The organism is Mycobacteroides sp. CBMA 271 (assembly GCF_009729205.1).
Classification (GTDB): Bacteria; Actinomycetota; Actinomycetes; order Mycobacteriales; family Mycobacteriaceae; genus Mycobacterium.
In genome coordinates this window covers 197523-219063 of sequence record NZ_VTHB01000009.1, presented here as the reverse complement: position 1 = coordinate 219063, position 21541 = coordinate 197523, and the positions used below count along the sequence as shown (strand labels likewise).

The window sequence follows — 21541 nt, the reverse complement described above, 5'->3', positions numbered from 1 at the left end:
CGGCTACACCCTGATGACCAGGTCTTGGCCTGGCTTCCGTCGGCGACGACGATTTACGATCATGCCGTGGCAGGCCCGATCGAGGCGCTAGGTACCCTCCGAGACTTCCTCGGCCCCCGCCACTTTCTGCAGAATCCCGCGTAGAGATCTCAGGTCCGCTTCATCGAGCGCGGCAAGTGCCGCGGGCGCCGGATCGTCGAGTTCGGCGATCGCCGCCATCAGCCGCCGGCCGTCATCGGTCAGTGACACCTGTTTGCACCGTCGATTGTCGGGGTCGACGCGGCGTACCACCAACCCCCGGCGTTCCAGATCGCTCACCGCGACGGTGGCTGCCGGGGCGTCCAGCGCCGTGGCCTCGGCGATCGCTTTCATCGTCATGGACTGCCGCTCAAGTCTTCTCAGGATGCGCACCCGAGTGAAGGGCAGCCCGGTCTTTTCTACGACCGTCCTTCGCCAGCCGTCACGGTTGTCGAGCACCAGGCTTGCCATGGCGCGCCACACCTCGTCCGCGAGAGGCCTATCCGACACGAGACACCTCTCGCCTTGAGGTGCCTTCGATAAGCGGCGCTAGTCTTTGGGCGGACCGCACCGCCGCCCGAGAAGTGGACACGATACCGAGCGTAGCGATGGCCAGTCCGAGCCCCGCACACATGAACCACAGCGCAGGCGCGCCGATCGAACCGCACAGCGCCACACCGACGCTCACCCCGACCTGGCGACTCGTGGAAGTGACCGCCGAGGCCGCGCCGGCTCGGTCCAGCGGCATCCCGCTGACGGCGGCATTCGTAATCGGCGCATTCACCATGGCGAACCCGGCACCGAAAATGGCGAAGGTCACGAGGAGTTCCCATACGGGGGTCGTCGCCGAGACCCTCGTCAGGAGCAGCGAGGCGGTGAAGAATAGAGCACCCGCCACCAATAGCGACGGCCTCGCCCCGAACCGGCCCACCATGCGGCCCGAGATGGGTGAGAACACCAGTGCCCCAATGGCAATCGGAAGATAGATGAGCCCGGTGTGCATGGCCGAGAAGTGACGCTCACCCTGTAGATACAACGACATGGTGAACAGGAATGCGCTCCAGGCCACGCACGCACATATCGCCGTCAAAGTGGCCGATGCGAACGGGACGCTGCGGAAGAAGCGCAGGTCGATGAAGGGGTGACGGCGCCGGGATTCGTACCGGAGGAACACCACGAACGCCGCCAACGCGGCGACCAGCACGCCGATCAGCATGGGCGTCGCCCAGCCCAGCGTGGGGCCCTCGATGAGGGTAAACACGATGCCGAACAGGAACAGCACCGCGAGTGCCTGTCCCACCGGGTCGATATCGCGCATGGTTGCCGACTTGCTCTCCGGTACGAAGATCGCCGTCAGCACGAACGCGAGCGCGCACACCGGAAGGTTGATCCAGAAGACGGCCCGCCAGCCCACCCATTCGATCAGCAGACCGCCCATGATCGGACCCAGGGCCATCGATATTCCCACCACCGCGCCCCAGAAGCCCAGTGCCCTGGCACGTTCCACGCGGCCGGTGAACACCTGCGAAATAATCGACAGTGCAACAGGATTCAGCATGGAGCCGCCCACGGCCTGCAGCAGGCGCGCGGCGATGAGCAACCCGATGGTGGGCGCCACGCTGCACAGCAGCGAGCCCATCGCGAAAATCGAGAGTCCGACGTGGAACACCTTCCGGCGCCCCAGCCGGTCCCCCGCGGCCCCCGACAGCATGAGCAGGGACGCCAGTCCCAGGGTGTAGATATCGATGACCCATTGCAGCTGCGAGGTGCTGGCACCGAAGTCCGCCCGAATGGTCGGCAGTGCCACGTTCACGATGGTGGAGTCCATCGACACGATGAGCAGACTCAGGCAGCAAGACCCCAGGATGATGATCTTGCGGCGCTCACTCAAAGCACCAACGGTCGCTTCCACGCAACCATTGTGAAACTACAACTGTTAGCGATGCAAACAGATTTGCGTCACACTGTCAGATGCACCAGGTCAGGGGTATTGACGCTCGCCGTAGCCGGTGTAGATCTGCCGCGGACGGCCGATCTTGCCGGGCTCCGAATGCATCTCACGCCAGTGCGCGATCCAGCCGGGCAGGCGGCCCAGTGCGAACAACACCGTGAACATGCGCGTCGGGAAGCCCATCGCGCGGTAGATCACTCCGGTGTAGTAGTCCACGTTCGGGTACAGCTTGCGCTCGACGAAGAAGTCATCGGTGAGCGCGATCTCCTCCAGCGACTTGGCGATGTCGAGCAGCTGATCGTCGCCGCCGAGCTTGGCCAGGATCTTGTCGGCCTGCTCCTTGACGATGCGGGCGCGCGGGTCGTAGTTCTTGTAGACCCGGTGTCCGAAGCCCATGAGCTTGACGCCGTCTTCGCGGTTCTTGACCCGGCGCACGAAGTCGTGAGCGTCGCCGCCCTCCTGGCGAATTCCTTCCAGCATCTCCAGCACCGCCTGGTTGGCGCCGCCATGCAGCGGGCCCCACAGCGCGTTGATGCCGCCGGAAACGGAGGTGAACAGGTTGGCGTCCGAGGAACCGACCAACCGCACCGTCGATGTCGAACAGTTCTGCTCGTGGTCGGCGTGCAGGATCAGCAGCATGTCGAGGGCCCGCACGATCTCCGGGTCCACCTCGTACGGTTCGGCGGGGAGCCCGAAGGTCATCCGCAGGAAGTTCTCCACGAGGGTCAGGGTGTTGTCCGGGTACAGGAACGGCTGCCCGACCGACTTCTTGTAGGCGTAGGCCGCGATCGTCGGCAGCTTCGCGAGCAAGCGGATCGTGGACAGCTCAACCTGGGCGTCGTCGTGCGGATCCAGCGAGTCCTGGTAGTAGGCAGATAGCGCATTCGCGGCGCTGGAGAGCACCGGCATGGGGTGCGCGTTGCGCGGAAAGCCGTCGAAGAACCGCTTGAGGTCCTCGTGCAGCAGGGTGTGGCGCTGGATCTTGGTGGTGAAGTCCTCCAGCTGCTGCGAGGTGGGCAGCTCGCCGTAGATGAGCAGGTAGCTCACCTCGATGAAGGTGGACTTGTCGGCCAGCTGATCAATCGGGTAACCGCGGTAGCGCAGGATGCCCGCGTCGCCATCGATGTAGGTGATGGCGCTCTTGGTCGATGCGGTGTTGACGAAGCCGGCGTCGAAGGTGGTGTAGCCGGTATCAGCCAGCAGCTTGCCGAGCGCGAAACCGTCGGAGCCTTCGGTCGCGCGGACGATGTCTAGCTTGGTTTCGCCTCCGGGGTACTGGAGAGTAGCGAAATCGTTGTTCTCGGCCACAGGCATCCCTTCTGAGGTTGAGCGGGCTCTACAAGAAGGTAGTCGCTCTGCCTTCCGGCCGCCTGGTCAGGGTCGGCGTCCAGAAGCTTGACCGAGACGAAGCGAACGGCGGCCAACCGTCCGTGCACGCACCGCTTCGAGCGCACGACCCCACAACAGCAGTGCGCCATCGGTGATCACCGCGGGCTTCAGCAGGTCCTTGCCCAGCGCAACGGTCGCCTCGGCCTTGGTAGCCGCGCTGGCCTTGGACATGTGCCCGGAATCGAAGGGTGGCTGCGGGTCGTACTCGATACTCAGCTGAATGGCCTTGGCCCGCGCCTCCCCAGCGATCTGGCCGGCCAGCCAGAGGCCCAGGTCGATACCTGCGGAGACGCCGGCCGCAGTCACCACACCGTCATCGGCGTGCACGACGCGCTCGTCACCGACCGGAGTGACCCCGAAAGCTCGGAGCGTGGACAGCGTGGACCAATGCGAGGTCGCCCGGCGCCCCGTGAGCAGGCCCGCCGCCGCCAGTACCACCGACCCGCTGCACACCGACGTCGTCCAGTCCGGTTGCACCGTGCGCAGCCACTGCAGCAGCTTCTCGTCGCGGGCGGCCGATGTGGTTCCGGGCCCGCCGGGCACCAGCACGACATCGGGGGACGGCGTCTCGTCGAACGAGTGCGTGGCACCGATCACCAGCACCCCGGAATCGGCGGTGATGGGCCCGGGCTCACGCCAGACGAATCGGATCTCGGTGTCGGGCATGAAGCGCAGCACCTCGTAGGGGCCAATGAAATCCAGTGCAGTGAAGTTGGGGTACAGCACGATCGCGATCTGGGTCATGAAGAAATCCTTTCGATTCGATGGAAGGTCTTGCGGTACTGGTCGGGGGACACACCCATACGGCGAACGAAGTTGCGGCGCAAGGATTCCGCGGATCCGTACCCGCAGCGGTCGGCGATCGCCGTCATGGTGTCATCGGACTCTTCGAGCTGACGGCGAGCGGCCTCGGATCGAATGCGTTCCACGTAGACCGAAGGCGCCTCGCCGACCTCCGCAGTGAATACCCGAGTGAAATGCCGCGGACTCATGGCGGCCCGGCGCGCCAACTCACCGATCAGATGCGATGCCCCCGGCTGCGTCTCGATGGCCTCCTGGACCTCACGGATCGGCATGCGCTTGGCCCGTGGCGTCCACACCGGCGCCGCGAATTGGGACTGGCCGCCCGGACGGCGCAGGTATAGGACGAGCCAGCGCGCGACGGTCTGCGCCACCTCGACGCCGTGGTCGTCCTCGACGAGCGCAAGCGCCAGGTCGATACCCGCCGTCACGCCAGCGGCGGTCCACACCGAATCCGAGCTACGTAAGAAAATTGGGTCGGGATCCACAGTGACGCTGGGGAATTCGGCCGCAAGCTTGTCTGCCATAGCCCAATGCGTGGTGGCCCGGCAGCCGTCGAGTAGGCCGGCCCCGGCGGCCAGGAACGCACCGTTGCAGACGCTGACCACTCGTCGCGCGGACCGTGCGGTGGCGCGGATCCAGTCCATGAGGGCGGCGTCCTGTTGCACCGCGGGCACCCCGACGCCACCGGGCAGGAGCAAGGTGTCACATCCCTCACCGGGATCGGGCAGTCGGCGGGTGACCAATTCCAGGCCCGACCCCGTGGGCACCGGGGCGCCGTCGCTCGACACCAGCGACACGTCGTAGCCGGGTGCGCCGGTCAAGTACAGCGACGCGCTCGAGAACACCTCGTACGGACCCACCAAGTCGAGGGCCTGCACTCCCGGGAATCCCAGGATGACTACCGATCGCGTCACGCTTCTCAGTGTTCGCCACCTGGGCAATGGCGTCTAGGTCGCGTACCCCACAAATTAGGACATCACGTCGGCGGCAGCCACTGCTCGTCGGAGGCAGCGAGCAACCGCTGGTGGTCTTCGCGATTGAGCCGCGCTTAGGCCTCCGCGAAATCCGAGAATGCGGTGTCCGCGACGTTGGGATCCGAACCAGTTCCGAGGTATCCGGCAAAGTAGTCTGATCTACGCAGATCTCATACTAACGAGATGAAACGACCTGATTCGCCCGCTGCTCGATTTGACTAGTCGGCGTTGCCATTACATAACTGAAGATTGTTGCGCTGGGTTCGCCTAGACGCGCTTTCCCGGCATTAGATTCCAGCTCAACACGCCACTCGCTGTCCGTTGGGCGCACTGTAATATCAGGATTCATCCCTCGCGCATAGAGTTCTGGCCCAATTTCTAGAGCATTCGTAACAGTTCGTGTCCATCGCCACACAAGAAATCTTTCAGCCAGTTCAAAATTGGAGAAGCTGCCGATGTCATTGTTCCGCTCGCCGCGATCATTGATTCGGTCAATGATCCACCATTCGCCGCTTTTTCGAAGGCAGAAGGTGTCATCGTCAGATTTGAAGTAAGCCTCGTACTGGTTACTGACTGACACACTCACGTTGCTCATGCGCATCCAGTTTGACCAGGTGGTCCAATCAGCTGAAAGCCGTGTGAAATCGGTCATCGCTGCCTACCCATCTGTGCTAGAAAACCAGATCGAACAAGTTCTTTGACGTTCGCATCTTGCCCTGGTGGTGCGATGATGCAGTATTGGGGTCCCCCTCCTGGTTGGTTGAACCAGGAGGGGCTTGCGACTGTTCCAAGCGGTAGCCGGACGGCAGCTTCGTCGGGTCGTTGACAACGTATTCAAAAAATGGCTTAAGCGCACTTTCCGGCGGCAACGAGATCGTAGCGAATGGGGTTCCTTCGGATGCTAGCCATTCGCCGCCGGGGTATCCGAATCTTCCGAGCTGCCCCGCTTGTCCAGCTTGCATCAGGCGACACGGCCCACCTAGTCAATGACGCGAGACCGCCTGATTCGCCCGCCGCTCAATCTGATCTGTCGGAGTCAGCATGAGATAACTAAATACTGTTGCGTCGGGCTCGCTCAGACATGCCTTTCCACCGCTGGATTGCAGTTCAAAGCGCCATTCGCTATCTGTAGGCTCCACAACGATGTCAGGGTTCATACCCCTCGCATATAGCTCCGGGCCTAGTTCAGGTGCGCGCGTCAAGTTTGAAGCCCATCGCCAAATTAAGTACTTTTCAGCCAACTCAAAGTTAGAAAAACTCGCCGTGTTGTTATATCGCTGCGCACGATCGTTGGCCTCATCGAGTACCCACCAGTTACCTTCTTGCCGCAAGTAGAATGATCCGTCATCAGAAATAAATCCCACAGGGTCATGTCCGTCTTCACTCGAGAACGAAACGTTGCTCATGCGCATCCAGTTTGACCAGGCGGTCCAGTCATTTGAAAGTCGTGTGAAATCAGTCATCACTGCCTACCTATCCGCCCTAGAAAACCTGAAATTTCTAAGAACTCGACATTCGGTATCTTACCTGGTGGTGCAATTACTCGATATTGTGGTCCCATGCCGGGCTGGTTGAACCAGGGCGCGACTTGGGATTCTTCGATTCGCCAACCTGGAGGCAATTTGGTCGGGTCGTTGACTACGTATTCATAGTACGGTTTGAGCGCACTCTCATTTGGTAGTGAGAGTTTAGCGAACGGTGTTCCTTCGGGTGCTAGCCATTCGCCGCCGGGATATCCGAATCTGCCCAAAACGGTGCCCTTCTGCAGTTGGACGTTGTCAATGACCGTGCCGGGTACCGCATAGGGCTTAGCCGGGTCCGAAGCGTCCGGATAGCGGAGGCTGCCATCGGGATTGGTGTAGTTGGGGCCGGGTGGCGTGTCGTGGTAGCCGTTGAAAAGCGGGTGATCTGACGGAAGCGGCGACGGTACTGGCGCGTCATGTGGGAGTGCGGCATAGGGGGCATGGTTCCCTGCGGGTGGTATCGAGTGATCACCCACGGAAGCTGGCGTGTGATCACCGCTTGGGGCAGGGTGGTCCACCTGTGGTGGCGTGTGGTGTCCAGTAGTTAGGCCGTCATCAAGGCCGTGGCTGAGGTCGCTGACTACGCCGCGTTCGATGGCTGCGCCTTCGAGTCCGCGCGTCAGGGCCGCGCCTTCCCCACCGAGGGGCAGGGTGGGTGCGGCAGCGGTTGCTTCGAAGAGTTTCTGCCCGGCGAAGTGTCCTGGGTCCTGGTAGGCGTGTTGTGCGTCTTCGGCTAACCCGAGCACCGGGAACATTCCGTATTTGACCATTCCCTCACCGGTACCTTTGGCGAGGTTGCCCCAGGCTTCGGCGACACCGGGTGCCCCCGGGCCGGCTTGTCCGACAAGGGTTTTGCCTTCCCGGACGGTGGCATCGGCGCTGTCGTAGAAACCTTCGTGCATATCGTTGGTGAAGTCGATGAACCGATCACCGGGTGATTTACTCAGGCTGGCGTTGCCGTCCCCGAGGGCGGGCACGTCAGGTTTGAAATGGGGGGTCTGCGCCTGCTCGACGGCGGCGTTGACTTTCTGTTCGATTCGGTCGGCGGGCACACCCATTTTTTGGAACCCTTGGCGGGCATCGGCTTTGAACTGCTCGACCTGATCGGGGCGCAGCACGGGGCGCTGCAACGGCTGCGGTATCTGGTCACGCCCATCGCGCACACCGAGTGTCCCCAGGCTGCCCAACTGTCGCGGGTCGATGGGCTTATCGGAGCCGGGCACCGTGGTTTTCGGGTACAACTCTTTGTAATTGACGTGCGTGTCCCCGGGCGCGGCAGCGGCTTTGGTGGCACCGGGATCACCGTCCGGGTTCGGTGGAGTCAACCCCTTGAGCCGGGCGGCAATCCCTAATTGATCCTGAGGCGCGGTGGCAGGTGGCGCCCCGGCGGGGTTGGTTCCGGCCGGCGTGGTGGAGCTGTCAGTAGCGTGGATGGCGGTGGCCAACTCGACGTTGGCCTGCTCGCCAGCTTGGCCAAGCTGTTTGAGGGTGGCGGCAATGTAATCGCGCTCAGATTTGTTGAAATCCTTGCTCAACGGGGTGACTTCGCCGGTGTCGGCGTTGATGGCGAACGCGCCGTGTGCCTCGTTCTCCAGCTTGCTCAACAACTGCTGCAAGCCCTCGAACTCATCGGCGGCGTTGCGGACCTTCTTCGCCGCTGCCTGCTCGGTGTCGGCGCCAGCGCCCAAACCGGTGCCGAATGTCCCGACCTCGTGATCAGCGGCATCGGCGGACACCCCGGTCCAGGTGCCCACATGCGGAAGATGCGGCAACCCCTCCTTGATGCCCTTCATGGATGCAGCCCGGGCTTCCAGACCAGCCGCGATATCACGGATGGACTGGACCTTGACCCGTTTAAGTTCGGCCGGCGACATCGCCATAACGGGTCAGGAACCCTCGTGCGGGCGGGTGCGGAAAATCCGGATCTTCGACTCATCGTCGGTGGTGAAGAACGCATACCCGCACTGATCGAAAGAGTCCCGCAAATGGATCAACTCGTTGGTGACATGCAGCGATTTCGCTTGCAAATCAACCGCTTTGGCCTCCAACGCAGCCGCAGCCGCCCCCACCAACCCCGAGGCGGCCGCAGTGATCTTCGCGTTGGCCGCAGTATGTGCCGCCCGGTGCTCGTCCAGATGCCCATCCAACGCGGTCGCTGACAGGTGCAGACGCTCCGGCACCACCCGCAACGGATCCGTCACCCAGCACCCCCCAACCGGCTAGCCAGCAACCATCGTGACAGGCGACACATTACAAGCTATCCCACGCAGCCGCCACCTCCAGCGAATCCCGAAGGATGAGAGGGCGCTGTCTGCAGCGAGGCGTGGGCTATCCGCGTCAACGGGTCTCTTCAAAGGGCGTCGGTGGCGAAGCCAACCGCGAGGCCAGATCATGCGGCAGCGACGCGCCGGTGTGCGCGTTCGGCATTGGGCGCCTCAGCTATTGCGGGTCGGGTACCGACACCCGGAAGCGGATAAACACCGACACCACGAGCGCGGCGACGATCACCCCGACCACCACGAGCGCACCGCCGCCGGCAGCGGCAGTCGTCGTGCCCACCACCGCCGCGGCTGCGCCGTGCACAAAGTCCGCAACCCGCGGTCCGCCCGCGACCACCACCGTAAACACACCCTGCAGCCGACCCCGCACGTCGTCGGTCGCCACCGACTGCAGGATCGTCGTCCGGAATGCCGCCGAGACCATATCGGCGATACCGCCGATCACCAGGAACAACAGCGCCAGCCACAGCAGCGGCGCATGCGCGGTGAGCCCGAAGCCCACCATCGCCATACCCCACACCACGATGCTGATCACCACCGCGAAACCTTGGCGATCGATCTGATGGAACCAACCCGAGAAGACCCCACCGATCACGGCGCCTACCGATATCGCGGCGGACAACAGTGCAATGACGGTGCCGCCGTCGGCAGGATCGCCGAATCCCTCATGCGCAATCTGCGGGAACAGGATGCGCGGCATCCCGAAGACCATCGCGATGAGGTCCACCACGAAGGACATCAACACGATCTTGTGCCCCGCGAGATAGCGCAAACCTTCCATCACATCTTTGAATCCACTGGTGCGCAGGTCTTTTGACACGCCGACCGGTGGCATCTTGAGCAGCCGGACGGTCGCCCAGATGGGCGCGACGCACGCGACCGCGTCGATCAGGTACAGCGTCGAGAGGTCCACCCACTTGAGCAGCACCCCGGCCAGCAGTGGTCCGGCGATGAACCCGAACTGCTGCACCGTCATGTTGAGCGCGTTGGCGGCCGGCAGCTGGTCGAGCGGGAGCATCCGCGGGATCGCCGCGGCGCGCGTCGGTGAATTGACCGCGAAGAACGCCTGCTGCACCGAGAGCAGGCACAGCACCACCCACACGTTGTTGACGGACAGCGCAGCTTGCACCCACAGCAGCACCGAGGAGACGCCGAGCCCGGTGGCGGTGATGATCAGCAGGGTCCGCCGATCCATCCGGTCCGCGAGCGCGCCGCCCCACAGGCCGAACACCACCAACGGCACCAGCCCGAAGATCCCGGTCAGTCCCACATACGCCGAGCTCTGCGTGAGCGCGTAGATCTGCACGGGGACGGCGAACAGTGTCAGACCGGCACCGATGACCGTAACCACCCCGGCCAGCCACAGACGCCGGAAGTCAGGGTTACGCAGCGGCGTGATGTCGGCAAAGAGCTTTCTCAGGCCGCACGCCCCCAATCCCGTTACTGGTTGACGGACACCTCGTCCTTCACATCGGCGTCCACGCTATCGGATTCCGACTGCGGCTCCGGCTCTGGCGCCGACTCCGATTCCGCATCCGGCAGCTGGGCCACGAGGTACTCGGCGAGGCCCCCGATGGACGGGTAGTCGAACACCGCGGTCGCGTTGATCGTGAACTTGCCGCCGAACTGGCTGTGCAACCGGTTGCGGAGCTCGATCGCCATCAGCGAATCCGTACCGAGGTCCAAGAACCGACTCGTGGCCGCCGGCGGTTGCGCCAGGCGCAGGAAGTTCTGCACCTCGCGCTGCAGGAACTCGGTCACGAATCCGGCGCGCTGTGGCACCGGTACCTCCATCAGCTGCTTGAGCAACTCGCTGTCACCGACGGCCTCCCCCATGGCACTGGGCAACACCAGGTCCAGGATCGGCGGACGCGAACTGCCCAGCACCTTCGCGGCGCGCTGCCAGTTGGCCTTGATAACGGTGGCCTGGCCTGTGCCGTTGGCGACGACCTCGGCAAGGGCCGCGAGCGCAGCCGACGGATCCAGCGGAATCAGGCCCTGCGCACTGATGTTCGCGCTCGCCGCCGCCGAGGAGGCCATACCGCCCTGACCCCAGGGGCCAAAGTTGATGCCCGTGGCCGGCAGGCCCTGTGCCCTGCGCCGCGCGATCAGACCGTCGAGCAGTGCATTGGCGGTCGCGTAGTTGGACTGACCGGGTGAACCGAACAGGCTGGACACCGAGGAGGAAACGATGAAGAAGTCCAGATCGTCGCCCTTGGTCAACCTGTCCAGATATTCGGCACCGAAAGCCTTGGGCGCCAATGTTGTCCGGAACCGCTCCACACTCTGCTGACCGAGCAGCGCATCATCGAGCACGCCTGCCAGATGGGCCACACCGGCCAGCGGCGACACCTCCGCGCGGATCCGCTCCAGCAGCTTGGCCACCTCGGCTTCTTCCCCGACATCGGCGGTGAAGACGTGGATGCGGGTCTTGTAACGCTCGGTCATCTCCTCGATCAGCTTCTGCGCGTCCGCATCCGGTGCACGTCGGCTGGTCAACACGATGTCACCGGCGCCAAGCTGCGCGAGATACGACGCGGTGTGCAGACCGATCGCCCCGAGACCACCCGTGATCAGGTAGCTCCGATCCGGCCGCGGTGCAAGCGGATTCGGCATCTGGCAGACGATCTTCCCGATGTGCCGCGCCTGCTGCATGCGACGGAAGGCGGCCCTGGCCTCGGTCAGCGGGTAGATCTCCGCGGGCAGCGGAGTCCACTCGCCGTTGGCCAATCCTTCCGACACCTCGGTGAGTAGGACGCGAATACGATCGGGTTCGGTGAACATCACCGTGTCCAGGGCCACGATCTCGTAGGCGATATCGGGGCGAACCTCGGCCATCTGCTCGGGCGTCCAGATATCGCGCTTGGCGATCTCGGCGAAACGGCCGTTCTTGGCGGTGGCCCGCACGGTCGCCTCGATGAACCCTTCGCTGGTGAGGCTGTTGAGCACCACATCCACACCGGCACCGTCGGTGTCCGCGAGGATCTGATCGGCGAAATCGGTTGTGCGCGAGTCATACACATACTTAACGCCGAGCTTGCGCAGCGTCGCCCGTTTGAAGGTGCTAGCCGTCGCGTAGACCTCTGCACCATGTTGTTGCGCCATCTGAATGGCTGCCAATCCGACGCCGCCACTGGCGGCGTGGATGAGCACCTTGTCTCCGGGATTCAGCGTGGCCCAGTCGAACGAGAGCCGAACCGTGAGCGCCGCGGCCGGAATGGTCGCGGCTTCCACCGCGCTCACCCCGTCCGGGATCGGCGCCAGGAACTGGGCCGGCACGTTGAAGCGGCTAGCGAACGCGCCCTGCATGGAGCCGTAGACCCGCTGACCGACTTCCAGCCCGGTGACGCCGTCACCCAATTGCGTGACGGTGCCGGCGAAGTCGCCACCGACCGGTCCGGGGTCACCCGGGTAGAGACCCAGGACGTTGAGCACGTCACGGAAGTTGAGGCCCGCGGCCTCCACCCGCACCTGCACATAGCCTTCCTCCGGCGCCGACACCTCCTTCTCGGTGATCCGCAGGTTGTCGATCGCGCCGCGTTCGGTGGGCGCCAGGGCGTAGTCGCTGCCCCGTGGCACCGTCAGGTGACCGCTACGCGCCCACGGCAGCAACCGGGAAGCCAGCAGCTTCCCCTGCCGCACAGCGATTTCCGGCTCAGCCGGCTCGTCTCCGGGGGTGGCCAACAGATTCGCCAACGCCTGGACGGCCTCCGGCGATCCGTCGCAATCGACGAGCTTGGCGCGCAGCGCCGGTTCCTCGTTGATTGTGGTGCGTCCGAATCCCCACAGCGACGCCTGCACCGGATCGACAGGCTCGCCGGATTCGGTGGCTACGGCCCGTTCGGTGATGATCCACAGTCCGCCGGGCAGTTTCACTCCGTTTTGGGAGCCATTTTGCACCGTATGTACGGCGCTGAGCAGGTTGGAGATCTCGGTCTCGAGGCGGGCAATCTGATCAGCGCTCGACTCCTGCGCGTTCGGCCCGGCAGCGCGCCAGACGGCACCGGAGAACGGCACGCCCCGCTCCTTGGCCTGTATCAGCACCTGCCCAAGGAGTTCCGGATCGGTGCTCCGGTCAAACGGGATGCAACCGGGCACCTTGGCCGCCAGCTCGCCGAATCCGGCGATCAACCACGTGCCGCTTGCCGCTGCGGATCCCTCTGCGCTGTCGTCGGCGGGTGGTACCGGAACCTCGTGCCAGCCAAGGGTGTACAGCAGCCGCGTGGCATCGCCACCGAGACCGCGCAGCAGCGCCTCGCGGGGCGCACGCTTCACCGTGAACTCGCGAATCCCACCCAGGTGACGGCCATCCCGATCGAGGTAGTCGAGATCGAAGACCTGAGTTTCGCTGTCGAGGGCGCTCTCATGCCACCTCGCACGGCAGTAGAACCGCCGAGGCATTTTCTCTTTCAACGTCACCTGCCCGTACCGCAAGGGTAGGAACAGGTCGTGCATGCCCTGTTCGGCCGCGAGAAGTGCGGGGAACGCGGGGAAGGCGACTCCGGTGCACAGGTCCATCAGCACCGGGTGCATCGGCTCGGTTCCGAGTTGTTCGGCCAGTTCTTCACCAACAAGGATGTCGCCGATCGCCTCACCCTCGCCCAGCCAGAGCGACTTCAGCGAGCCGGACCAGGTCGGGCCCCACGCCAGCTCCAAATCGGCGAAGGTCTCGAAAAGCTCCTGCGGACGCATGCGTTCCATCCGCTCGATGGCGGTGTCGACCGGATCGCTTTCGTCGGCCGCTTCGACGGTCTCGTCCACGCCGGTGACAACAGTGCCTTCGGCATTCAAAGACCAGTCGACGTCGCGTTCGCCATAGGGACGGCTATGCACCTGAAACTTCGACCCGCTGCCATCCTCCAGCGGATGCAGCGTCAGCTGCACTTCACGAGAACTCTTCTCGGGCAGGATGATCGGCTCGTAGAAGAACACATCCTTGGCCCGTGCCGGAGTGCCGACGGCGGCCAGGGCCATCGCCGCATACGTTGCGCCCGGGACGACGACAGTGCCGTAAATGACGTGATCGGACAGCCACGGCTGCGACCTGACCGACAACCGGCTGATGTACACGGAATCTCCGGACGCGAGATCCTCGCCTCGACCCAGGATGCCGGAGGATGCCCCACCTACGCTGCCGTCCACGGCAGCACCCGACGACTTGGGCCAGAAGCGACGCCGCTGGAACGGATATGTCGGTAATTCCAGTGGGCGACGGGGACCACGTTGTAGCACAGCGAAATTGGGCTTGTGGCCGCCGACATAGGCCGCCGCTAGCGCGTCGGCAATCTGGCGGCGATCACCGACGCCCTTGCGCAACGAGACGATGGCCCGCGGCGCGGCCAAGTGCTCCGGCCAGACTTGCACCGCGGCACCGGTCAGCACCGGCTGCGGGCCGATCTCCATCAGCACCGAACATCCCAGCGCCGCCACGGTGCGCACGCTTTCGGAGAATTGCACCGGCTGACGGGAATGCCGTCGCCAGTACTGCGCGTCGATCGGGGTTTGACCCGTCAGCACGGCACCCGTGCGGTTGCACACCAGCGGCAACGTCGGGGCAGCGAAAGTCACTTGCGCTGCGTACGACTCGAATTCATCGAGGATCGGATCCAACAACTCCGAGTGGAAGGCATGGCTCGTCTCCAGCCAGGTGCAGCGGATGCCCTCCTGCTCGAACCGCGCAACCGCCTGTTCCAGATCCTCACCTGGACCCGAGAGCACGGTGTTCGGTCCGTTGTAGGCGCCGACCGACAGCCGCGGAAATTCACCGGTGATCTGCTCGACGTGCTTGGCGTGGCTGAACACCGCGACCATGCGCCCGCCCTCGGGCAGGCTGCCGAACAGCCGGCCTCGCTCGGCGATCAATCGCGCGCCATCCTCGAGGCTAAACACTCCGGCCACACACGCGGCTGCATACTGGCCGACGCTGTGTCCCAGCACCACATCGGGCTCAATGCCCCACGACTGCCAGAGCCGTGCCAGGCCCATCTCGACGGCGAAGAGCGCCGGCTGCGCGAACGACGTGTGCCGCAGGGCCTTACCGGCTTCCCCGCCGGTTTCACGATCGGTAGCGAACATCACCTCCAGCAACGGACGCGCCACGATGTCCTTGACCGCTTCCGCGCAACGCGTCACGGTTTCGGCGAAAACCGGCTCGGCCTCGAATAACTCACGCGCCATGCCGGGATACTGGCTACCCTGCCCGGTGAACAGCCACGCCGTTGTCGGGTGATTGATGTGCTCACCACGAACGACACCCGGACGCAGGCGGTTCTGGGCCAACTCGGCCAGGCCCTCGCGCGCGGCCTCGACCGAATCCACGACCAGCGCGGCGCGATGTTCGAAGTGCGAACGACCTGTCCCGGCGGTAAGGCACACGTCCGCAAGCGCGACATCCGGGTGCGCGGTCAACCAGGACTCATAGCGCTCTGCCAACGCCACTAACGCCTCCGGTGACCTCGCCGAGAGCGGCAGCACGTTCATCTGATCGGTCTGAGCCTCCGGTACGACGTCAGTCGCGTCCACCTCCGACACCGCCGGCCTCTGCGGCGCCTCCTCGATCAGCACGTGCGCGTTGGTACCGGTGAACCCGAAGGAACTCACACCGGCGCGGCGCGGCCTGTCGGCGGCCTGCCAGGGAATGGCCTTATCTACGACGCGCACGGACAGCGAGTCCCATGGGATGTGTGGAGACGGCTGGTCGAAGTGCAGGCTCTGCGGCAATACCTCGTTCTGTAGTGACAGCACGACCTTGATCAGACCCGCTGCGCCGGAGGCCGATTCGGTGTGACCGATATTGGATTTCACCGATCCCATCAGCAGCGGCCGGTCCGCGTCACGCGAGACGCCGTAGGCCGCCGCGGCCGCCTGTACCTCGATCGGATCGCCTAGCGGGGTGCCCGTTCCGTGCGCCTCGAGGTAGTCGACGTCTCCACCCGTCAGGCCCGCACGGGCCAGCACTGCGCCGATAAGTCGTTGCTGCGCACCGCCGTTAGGGACTGTAAGTCCACTGGAGGCACCGTCCTGGTTCACCGCGCTGGCGGGAATCACGGCCAGCACTCGGTCCCCATCGCGCTCCGCGTCGCTCAGCCTCTTGAGCACGAGAATTCCGCAGCCCTCGCTGCGCACGTAGCCGTCAGCGGAGGCGTCGAAGGTCTTGCAGCGTCCGACGGGCGACAGCATCCTCGCGCGCGAGGCGGCAATGACGGTCACCGGGCTCAGCAGCACATTCACGCCGCCGGCGAGCGCCAAGTCACAGTCACCCGAGTGCAGGGCCTGGACGGCCTGATGGACGGCCACCAACGCCGAACTGCATGCGGTATCGACGGCGACCGCCGGGCCCTCCAATCCGAGCGCGAAGGCAACCCGTCCCGAAATCGCGTTGAGCGCGTTGCCGGTGATGAAGTAGGGCTCGATCTTGTCGATCGACTCGGAGGACAGCAGGTGCGCATACTCGTTGGCGCCCACCCCCGCGAAGATGCCGGTTCGGCTGCCGCGCAACGCCGCCGGCGCGTAGCCGGCTCTTTCTAGGCCCTCCCATACCGTTTCCAGCATCAACCGCTGCTGCGGCTCGATCCAGACGGCCTCGCGCGGGGAGATGCCAAAGAACTCGGGATCGAATCCATCGATGCCGTCCAGGAATCCGCCGAAGCGCGTGTACGTCTTACCCGCGACCTCCGGATCGGGGTCGTAGTACTCGTCGATGTCGAAGCGGTCCTCCGGCACTTCCCGGATAGCGTCGACGCCGCCAGACAGCAACTCCCAGAACGCTTCCGGGTTGGGTGCACCGGGGAAACGGCAGGACACGGCGACGATCGCGATCGGTTCGTCGGTGCGTGTTGTCACCGCCGCCAGCTGCGGCGCCTGCTTGGCCTGCTCGTTAAGACCGAGCACCTCACCGAGCAGGTAGTCGGCAACATCGGAAATCCGGGGATGATCCATCACCAGGGTGACGGGTATCTCCGCACCCACGCCCTGTTCCATGCGGCTACGCAGTTCGACGGCCATCAACGAATCCATACCGAGATCGAAGAACCCGGCGTCCTCCCGGATCTCGGCCGCATCGACGCGTGTCACCTCTGCCACGGCTTCGCGCAGGTAGTCCGTGAGGAGCTTCTTGCGCTGCTGCACTGGGGCATTGGTAAGCCGCTCAACAAGCCGGGTCTTTCCGGACAACGACGCAGACGACCCCACTCCGTTCAACGGGGAGGGCACCTCGCGCTCCAACTCTGTCAGGAATGCGCGTCTCCCCGTCTGCTGGAACAGCGGCAGGAAACGGGCCCAGTCGATGCGGGCCACCACTCCATGCGCGGCGCCCAGTCCTGCGGATCCCGCCACGACATCAGCCAGGCCGGCCAACGCATCGGCGGGTGACAACGTCTTGATCCCGCGCTGCTGTAGTCGCGCGCGGGATTCCTCATCCGCCATGCCCGCCGACCAAGGCCCGAAGTTGACGCTGGTACCGGCGATTCCCTGCTCGCGCAGACGCCATGCCAGCCCGTCCAGGAAGGCATTCGCCGCGCTGTACGCAGTCTGACCGAAGCCACCCCACACCGAGGCGATGGAAGAGGTGTTGATGAAGAAGTCGAGCTTGAGACCGGCTTCCCGATCCAAGATGGCTTCGCTCAAATACCATGCACCCCACACCTTCCCGGCGAAGACGCGGTCGACTTCTGCTTGCTGGGATTCGAAGTCGAGGTCGCTCAGCGGGGTGGTGCCGATCTCGCCGGCGGCGTGCACGATGCCCGCCAACGGCGGTAACTCGGCCCGCACGCCCGCCAACAGACGAGCAACGTCGTGTGCGTCGGCGACGTCGGCGGTGATGGCCCGTACCTCGCAGCCGTACTGCGCGCTCAGTGCGTCGATACGCTGCCGCGCGGCGTCATTCGGCTCGCGCCGGCTCGTCAGCACGAGATTCTTGGCGCCGTTCGCCGCCAGGTACCCGGCGATCTCCAGCCCGATCGCGCCGAGTCCGCCGGTCACCAAATACGTGGCGCCATCGCGCAACTCCAGCGACTTGCCACTCGGCAGCGCCTCGCGTCGAACCAGCCGGGGAACGTAGGCCGCTTGACCTCGCAGCGCGATCTGGTCTTCCCTGACCGCCGAGTCACTCGAGGCGGTGGTCCGCGTGATGAACTGCGACCATTCGTCGGCGGTGTCTCTTCCCGTCGCTTCGCTCGCCCCGGCGCCATCAGACAGGTCGGCGAGTCCACCCCACATGTGCGGAAGTTCCAGAGCCGCGGCGCGGCCAAAGCCCCACAGGGCACTCTGCTCCGGTGCCACGACGTCGGCGTCGGTGACGTGTTGCGCACCCCGGGTCACCACCCAGATGGGTGCCCTCAGCTCGGCGGCAACCGCGGCGCGGAAGAGTCGCCGAATTCCGCCCAGGATCTGGTGCTGCATCCGCAGCAGCGACGGCGCCGAGGATGCACCCGCGACGTCGAGGGCCCCGACATGCACGATGCGCAGGTCTCTTCCGGCCGCCGAACCATCGGCTGCCGTGACCCGCAATACGTCTGCAAACGCTTCCTCGTCCGCGTCGGACACCGGCAACCCGAGGATCCGATGCTGCTGCCCGCGCGCGGTCAGCGCGTCGACCAACGGAGCGACGGCGGGAGAATCGTCACCGACGAGCAGCCAGGTGAATTCCGCTGCGGCGTTCGCACCGGAGAGCGGATTAACCGCCTTCTCCCAACGGAATTCGTAGCGATCGTCCGCGATGGACTGGGTTGTCCGCTGCTGGTTATGTTGGGCCGCAAGCTTGGTCAGGACAGTCAGGGTCTGTGCATCGGTCTGTGCACCGCCGAGCAGGGCCGCGAGTTCGTCGATCCGCCCGTCCTCGAGGAGGCGGACGGTTTCGGTACGCGGTCCGACAACATGCTGTTGTTGGTTAGGAGTTTCTCGGTTCTCGCGGTACCAGTACTGGCGATGCTCGAACGGATAGGTGGGCAGGTCGACCTTTCGCGCATCCGAGCGTCGGAAGGCGCCGAAATCGGGCACGTGTCCGAGCACGTAAGCGTCGGCAGCGGCCTCGGTGATCTGCCGGTGGTCCGCGGTGTTTCGACGCAGGGACGCTATCGCCCGCGGGGTGGTCGCCGGGTCGGGCCAAGCCCGCAAGGCTGCGGCGGTGAGCACCGGCTGTGGGCCGATCTCAAGCAGCACCTTGCAATTCATGTCCGCGAGGGTCTGCACGCTCTTGGCGAATTCCACCGGTTGACGCGCGTGGCGACGCCAGTAGGCGCCATCGAGTTTCACACTTCTACCGAGCGCGGCACCGGTCCGGTTGTCGATCAAAATCCGCTGTGGCGACTTGTACGTGAACTGATTCGCGTACGACTCGAATTCATCGAGGATCGGCTCCAGCAGCGCCGAATGGAACGCATGGCTGGTCTCCAGGAAGTCGCAGCGGACCCCTTCGGCCACCAGGCCTGCGACCGCTTTCTCCAAATCCTTTGCAGGACCGGACAGTACGGTGTTTGCGCCGTTGTAGGCGGCAACCGACAGGCTCGGGAACTCATCGCTCAGGGCCTCGACGCGCTCGGCATCCGCGAAGACCGCGACCATCCGGCCGCCTGCGGGCAGGCTGCCGAACAGGCGACCACGCTCGGCCATCAGCCGCGCGCCGTCCTCAAGACTGAACACACCCGCCACGCAGGCCGCCGAGTACTGGCCGACGCTGTGACCCAGCACCACGTCCGGCTCGAAGCCCCACGACTGCCAAAGCCGTGCCAAGCCCATCTCCACCGCGAACAGGGCGGGCTGCGCATAGGACGTCTGCCGCAGCGACTCTTCGCTCTGCGGGCCGTCCACATCGAAAATCACGTCCAGTAACGGCTTTTCGAGAACGCCATCGACCACAGACGCGCACCGTTGCAGCGTTTCGGCGAACACCGGCTCGGTATCGAACAACTCCTTGGCCATACCGGGGTACTGACTGCCCTGGCCCGTGAAGAGCCACGCCGTCTTCGGTCTGTCATGGGATTCACCACGGCCAAGACCGGGCGCCGGGCGGTCTTCTGCGACAGCACCGAGGAGCTCGACAGCGGCCTCTCTGGAATTGACCACCAATGCGGCCCGGTGCTCCAGGTGCGCTCGCGCCACTCCAGCCGTGAAGCACACGTCCGCCAACGTGGCCTCCGGGTGCGCACTCAACCAACTGCGGTACTGATCGGCCAGGTGCCCCAAGGCCGCGGGTGTCCGCGCCGAGAGCGGGAGAATGCTGAACCCCTCATGCCCGTCCGGTTCGACAGCGGCTTGTTCGACCGGTACCGGCGCTTCCTCGAGGATGACGTGCGCGTTGGTACCGGCGAATCCGAAGGAGCTGACTCCCGCGATACGTGGCCGGTCGGTGCGCTCCCAGGGTGTGGCCTCCTTGACAACCTCCACCGGAAGCCGGTCCCAGGGAATATGGGGCGACGGTTCCTGAAAGTGGAGGTGCTGCGGCAGTAACTCATTCTCGAGCGACAAGATGACCTTGATGACACCCGCGATGCCCGCGGCCGCTTCCAAGTGCCCGATGTTCGTCTTCGCCGAGCCGATCAACAGTGGCCGGTCTGCGTCGCGGCCGATGCCATACGCCGCGCCGGCGGCCTGAGCCTCGATCGGGTCACCCAACGATGTCCCGGTGCCATGTGCCTCCAGGTACCCGACGTCACTGGGTGCGACTCCGGCACGCTTGAGCGCATCGGCGATAACTCGTTGCTGGGCAACGCCGTTCGGCACTGTCAGCCCGCCCGATGCGCCGTCCTGGTTGATCGCGCTGCCACGGATGACGGCACGAATCCGGTCGCCGTCGCGGATGGCATCCTCAAGGCGCTTGACGACGATGACGCCGCAGCCCTCGCCACGCACATAGCCGTCCGCGGCAGCATCGAACGTTTTGCAACGGCCGTCGGGCGCGAGCATGTGCGCGTTGGAGAATGTGATCATTGTTGCGGGAGTGAGCAAGACGTTCGCGCCACCAGCCAGCGCGAGATCGCACTCGCCCAATTGCAGCGCCTGGCATGCCTGATGGATTGCTACCAATGACGAGCTGCACGCCGTGTCGACGGCAACCGCCGGACCCTGCAAGCCCAACCGGTAGCTGATCCGGCCGGCCGCAGCGGCATTCGAGGTACCGATGGCCATGTAGGCCTCGATCTCGGGGTATGTCAGCTCGTCGGAGGCCATTCCCAGATAGTCGTGGGTGGCCAGGCCGACGAATACACCGCTATTAGTCTCAGCCAAATCCGTTGGCGCGATGCCGGAATGCTCCACGGCACGCCACGCCGTCTCCAGCAGGAGCCGATGCTGCGGGTCCAACAACCTGACCTCACGCGTCGACATGCCGAAGAACGGTGCGTCGAATCCGGTCACGTCATCCACGAAGCCCGCGCGACGGGTCACGACCTTGCCGGGGGTGCCGGGCTCCGGGTCGAAGAACTCATCGACGTCCCAGCGGTCGGCGGGCACCTCCGATATCGCGTCCCGACCTTCGCTCAGCACATCCCAGAACTCGTCGGTGTCTGCGGCACCGGGGAAACGCGCTGCGTAACCGATGATGGCAAACCGTGGGGTTGGCTCGGTGGGATGATCGGCGGAATCCATGCGGAGGCCTCCTTGCGTCGG

Annotated in this window: 12 protein-coding genes and 1 pseudogene; all 13 read right to left on the bottom strand. The window is 64.6% G+C overall.

Annotation, left to right across the window (positions count from 1 at the left end; translation table 11 throughout):
- Positions 1-87 precede the first annotated feature (87 nt).
- A complete protein-coding gene (locus FZI91_RS22950) occupies positions 88-528 on the bottom strand; it encodes a MarR family winged helix-turn-helix transcriptional regulator (RefSeq protein ID WP_375234335.1) in 441 nt (146 codons plus the stop codon).
- The gene (locus FZI91_RS22945; RefSeq protein WP_162525551.1) at positions 518-1930 is read right to left on the bottom strand and encodes a DHA2 family efflux MFS transporter permease subunit; all 1413 of its coding nucleotides are present in this window, start codon (positions 1928-1930) and stop codon (positions 518-520) included. Before FZI91_RS22945 ends, FZI91_RS22950 begins: the two co-directional genes overlap by 11 nt.
- 69 nt (positions 1931-1999) lie before the next feature.
- Positions 2000-3283: a citrate synthase gene (locus FZI91_RS22940; protein WP_155941375.1), complete on the bottom strand. Its 1284-nt coding sequence runs from the start codon at positions 3281-3283 to the stop codon at positions 2000-2002.
- 60 nt (positions 3284-3343) lie between these two features.
- On the bottom strand, positions 3344-4102 hold the full coding sequence (locus tag FZI91_RS22935) for a DJ-1/PfpI family protein (protein WP_155941374.1): 759 nt from the start codon (positions 4100-4102) through the stop codon (positions 3344-3346).
- A complete protein-coding gene (locus FZI91_RS22930) occupies positions 4099-5076 on the bottom strand; it encodes a GlxA family transcriptional regulator (protein WP_162525550.1) in 978 nt (325 codons plus the stop codon). Before FZI91_RS22930 ends, FZI91_RS22935 begins: the two co-directional genes overlap by 4 nt.
- A gap of 62 nt (positions 5077-5138) precedes the next feature.
- Positions 5139-5282 (bottom strand): annotated as a pseudogene (locus FZI91_RS22925) (DUF2252 domain-containing protein); the annotation flags it as partial.
- 29 nt (positions 5283-5311) lie between these two features.
- Entirely contained in the window at positions 5312-5788 is a 477-nt protein-coding gene (locus FZI91_RS22920; RefSeq protein ID WP_155941373.1) for a hypothetical protein, read from the bottom strand.
- 19 nt (positions 5789-5807) lie between these two features.
- Positions 5808-6098 (bottom strand): glycohydrolase toxin TNT-related protein, encoded by a 291-nt coding sequence (locus tag FZI91_RS22915; protein ID WP_375234334.1) that lies wholly within the window; start codon positions 6096-6098, stop codon positions 5808-5810.
- A 21-nt stretch (positions 6099-6119) separates the two neighbouring features.
- Positions 6120-6599, bottom strand: a complete 480-nt coding sequence (locus FZI91_RS22910) for a hypothetical protein (RefSeq protein ID WP_155941372.1) — start codon at positions 6597-6599, stop codon at positions 6120-6122.
- A complete protein-coding gene (locus tag FZI91_RS22905; RefSeq protein WP_155941371.1) occupies positions 6599-8539 on the bottom strand; it encodes a TNT domain-containing protein in 1941 nt (646 codons plus the stop codon). Before FZI91_RS22905 ends, FZI91_RS22910 begins: the two co-directional genes overlap by 1 nt.
- Before the next feature lie 6 nt (positions 8540-8545).
- Positions 8546-8860 carry a WXG100 family type VII secretion target gene (locus FZI91_RS22900; protein WP_162525549.1) on the bottom strand — a complete coding sequence of 105 codons (315 nt, stop codon included), beginning with the start codon at positions 8858-8860 and terminating at the stop codon, positions 8546-8548.
- 238 nt (positions 8861-9098) lie between these two features.
- The gene (locus FZI91_RS22895; RefSeq protein WP_155941454.1) at positions 9099-10328 is read right to left on the bottom strand and encodes an MFS transporter; all 1230 of its coding nucleotides are present in this window, start codon (positions 10326-10328) and stop codon (positions 9099-9101) included.
- A 50-nt stretch (positions 10329-10378) separates the two neighbouring features.
- Positions 10379-21520, bottom strand: coding sequence for a type I polyketide synthase (locus FZI91_RS22890; protein ID WP_155941370.1), 11142 nt, complete (start codon positions 21518-21520; stop codon positions 10379-10381).
- Positions 21521-21541 lie beyond the last annotated feature (21 nt).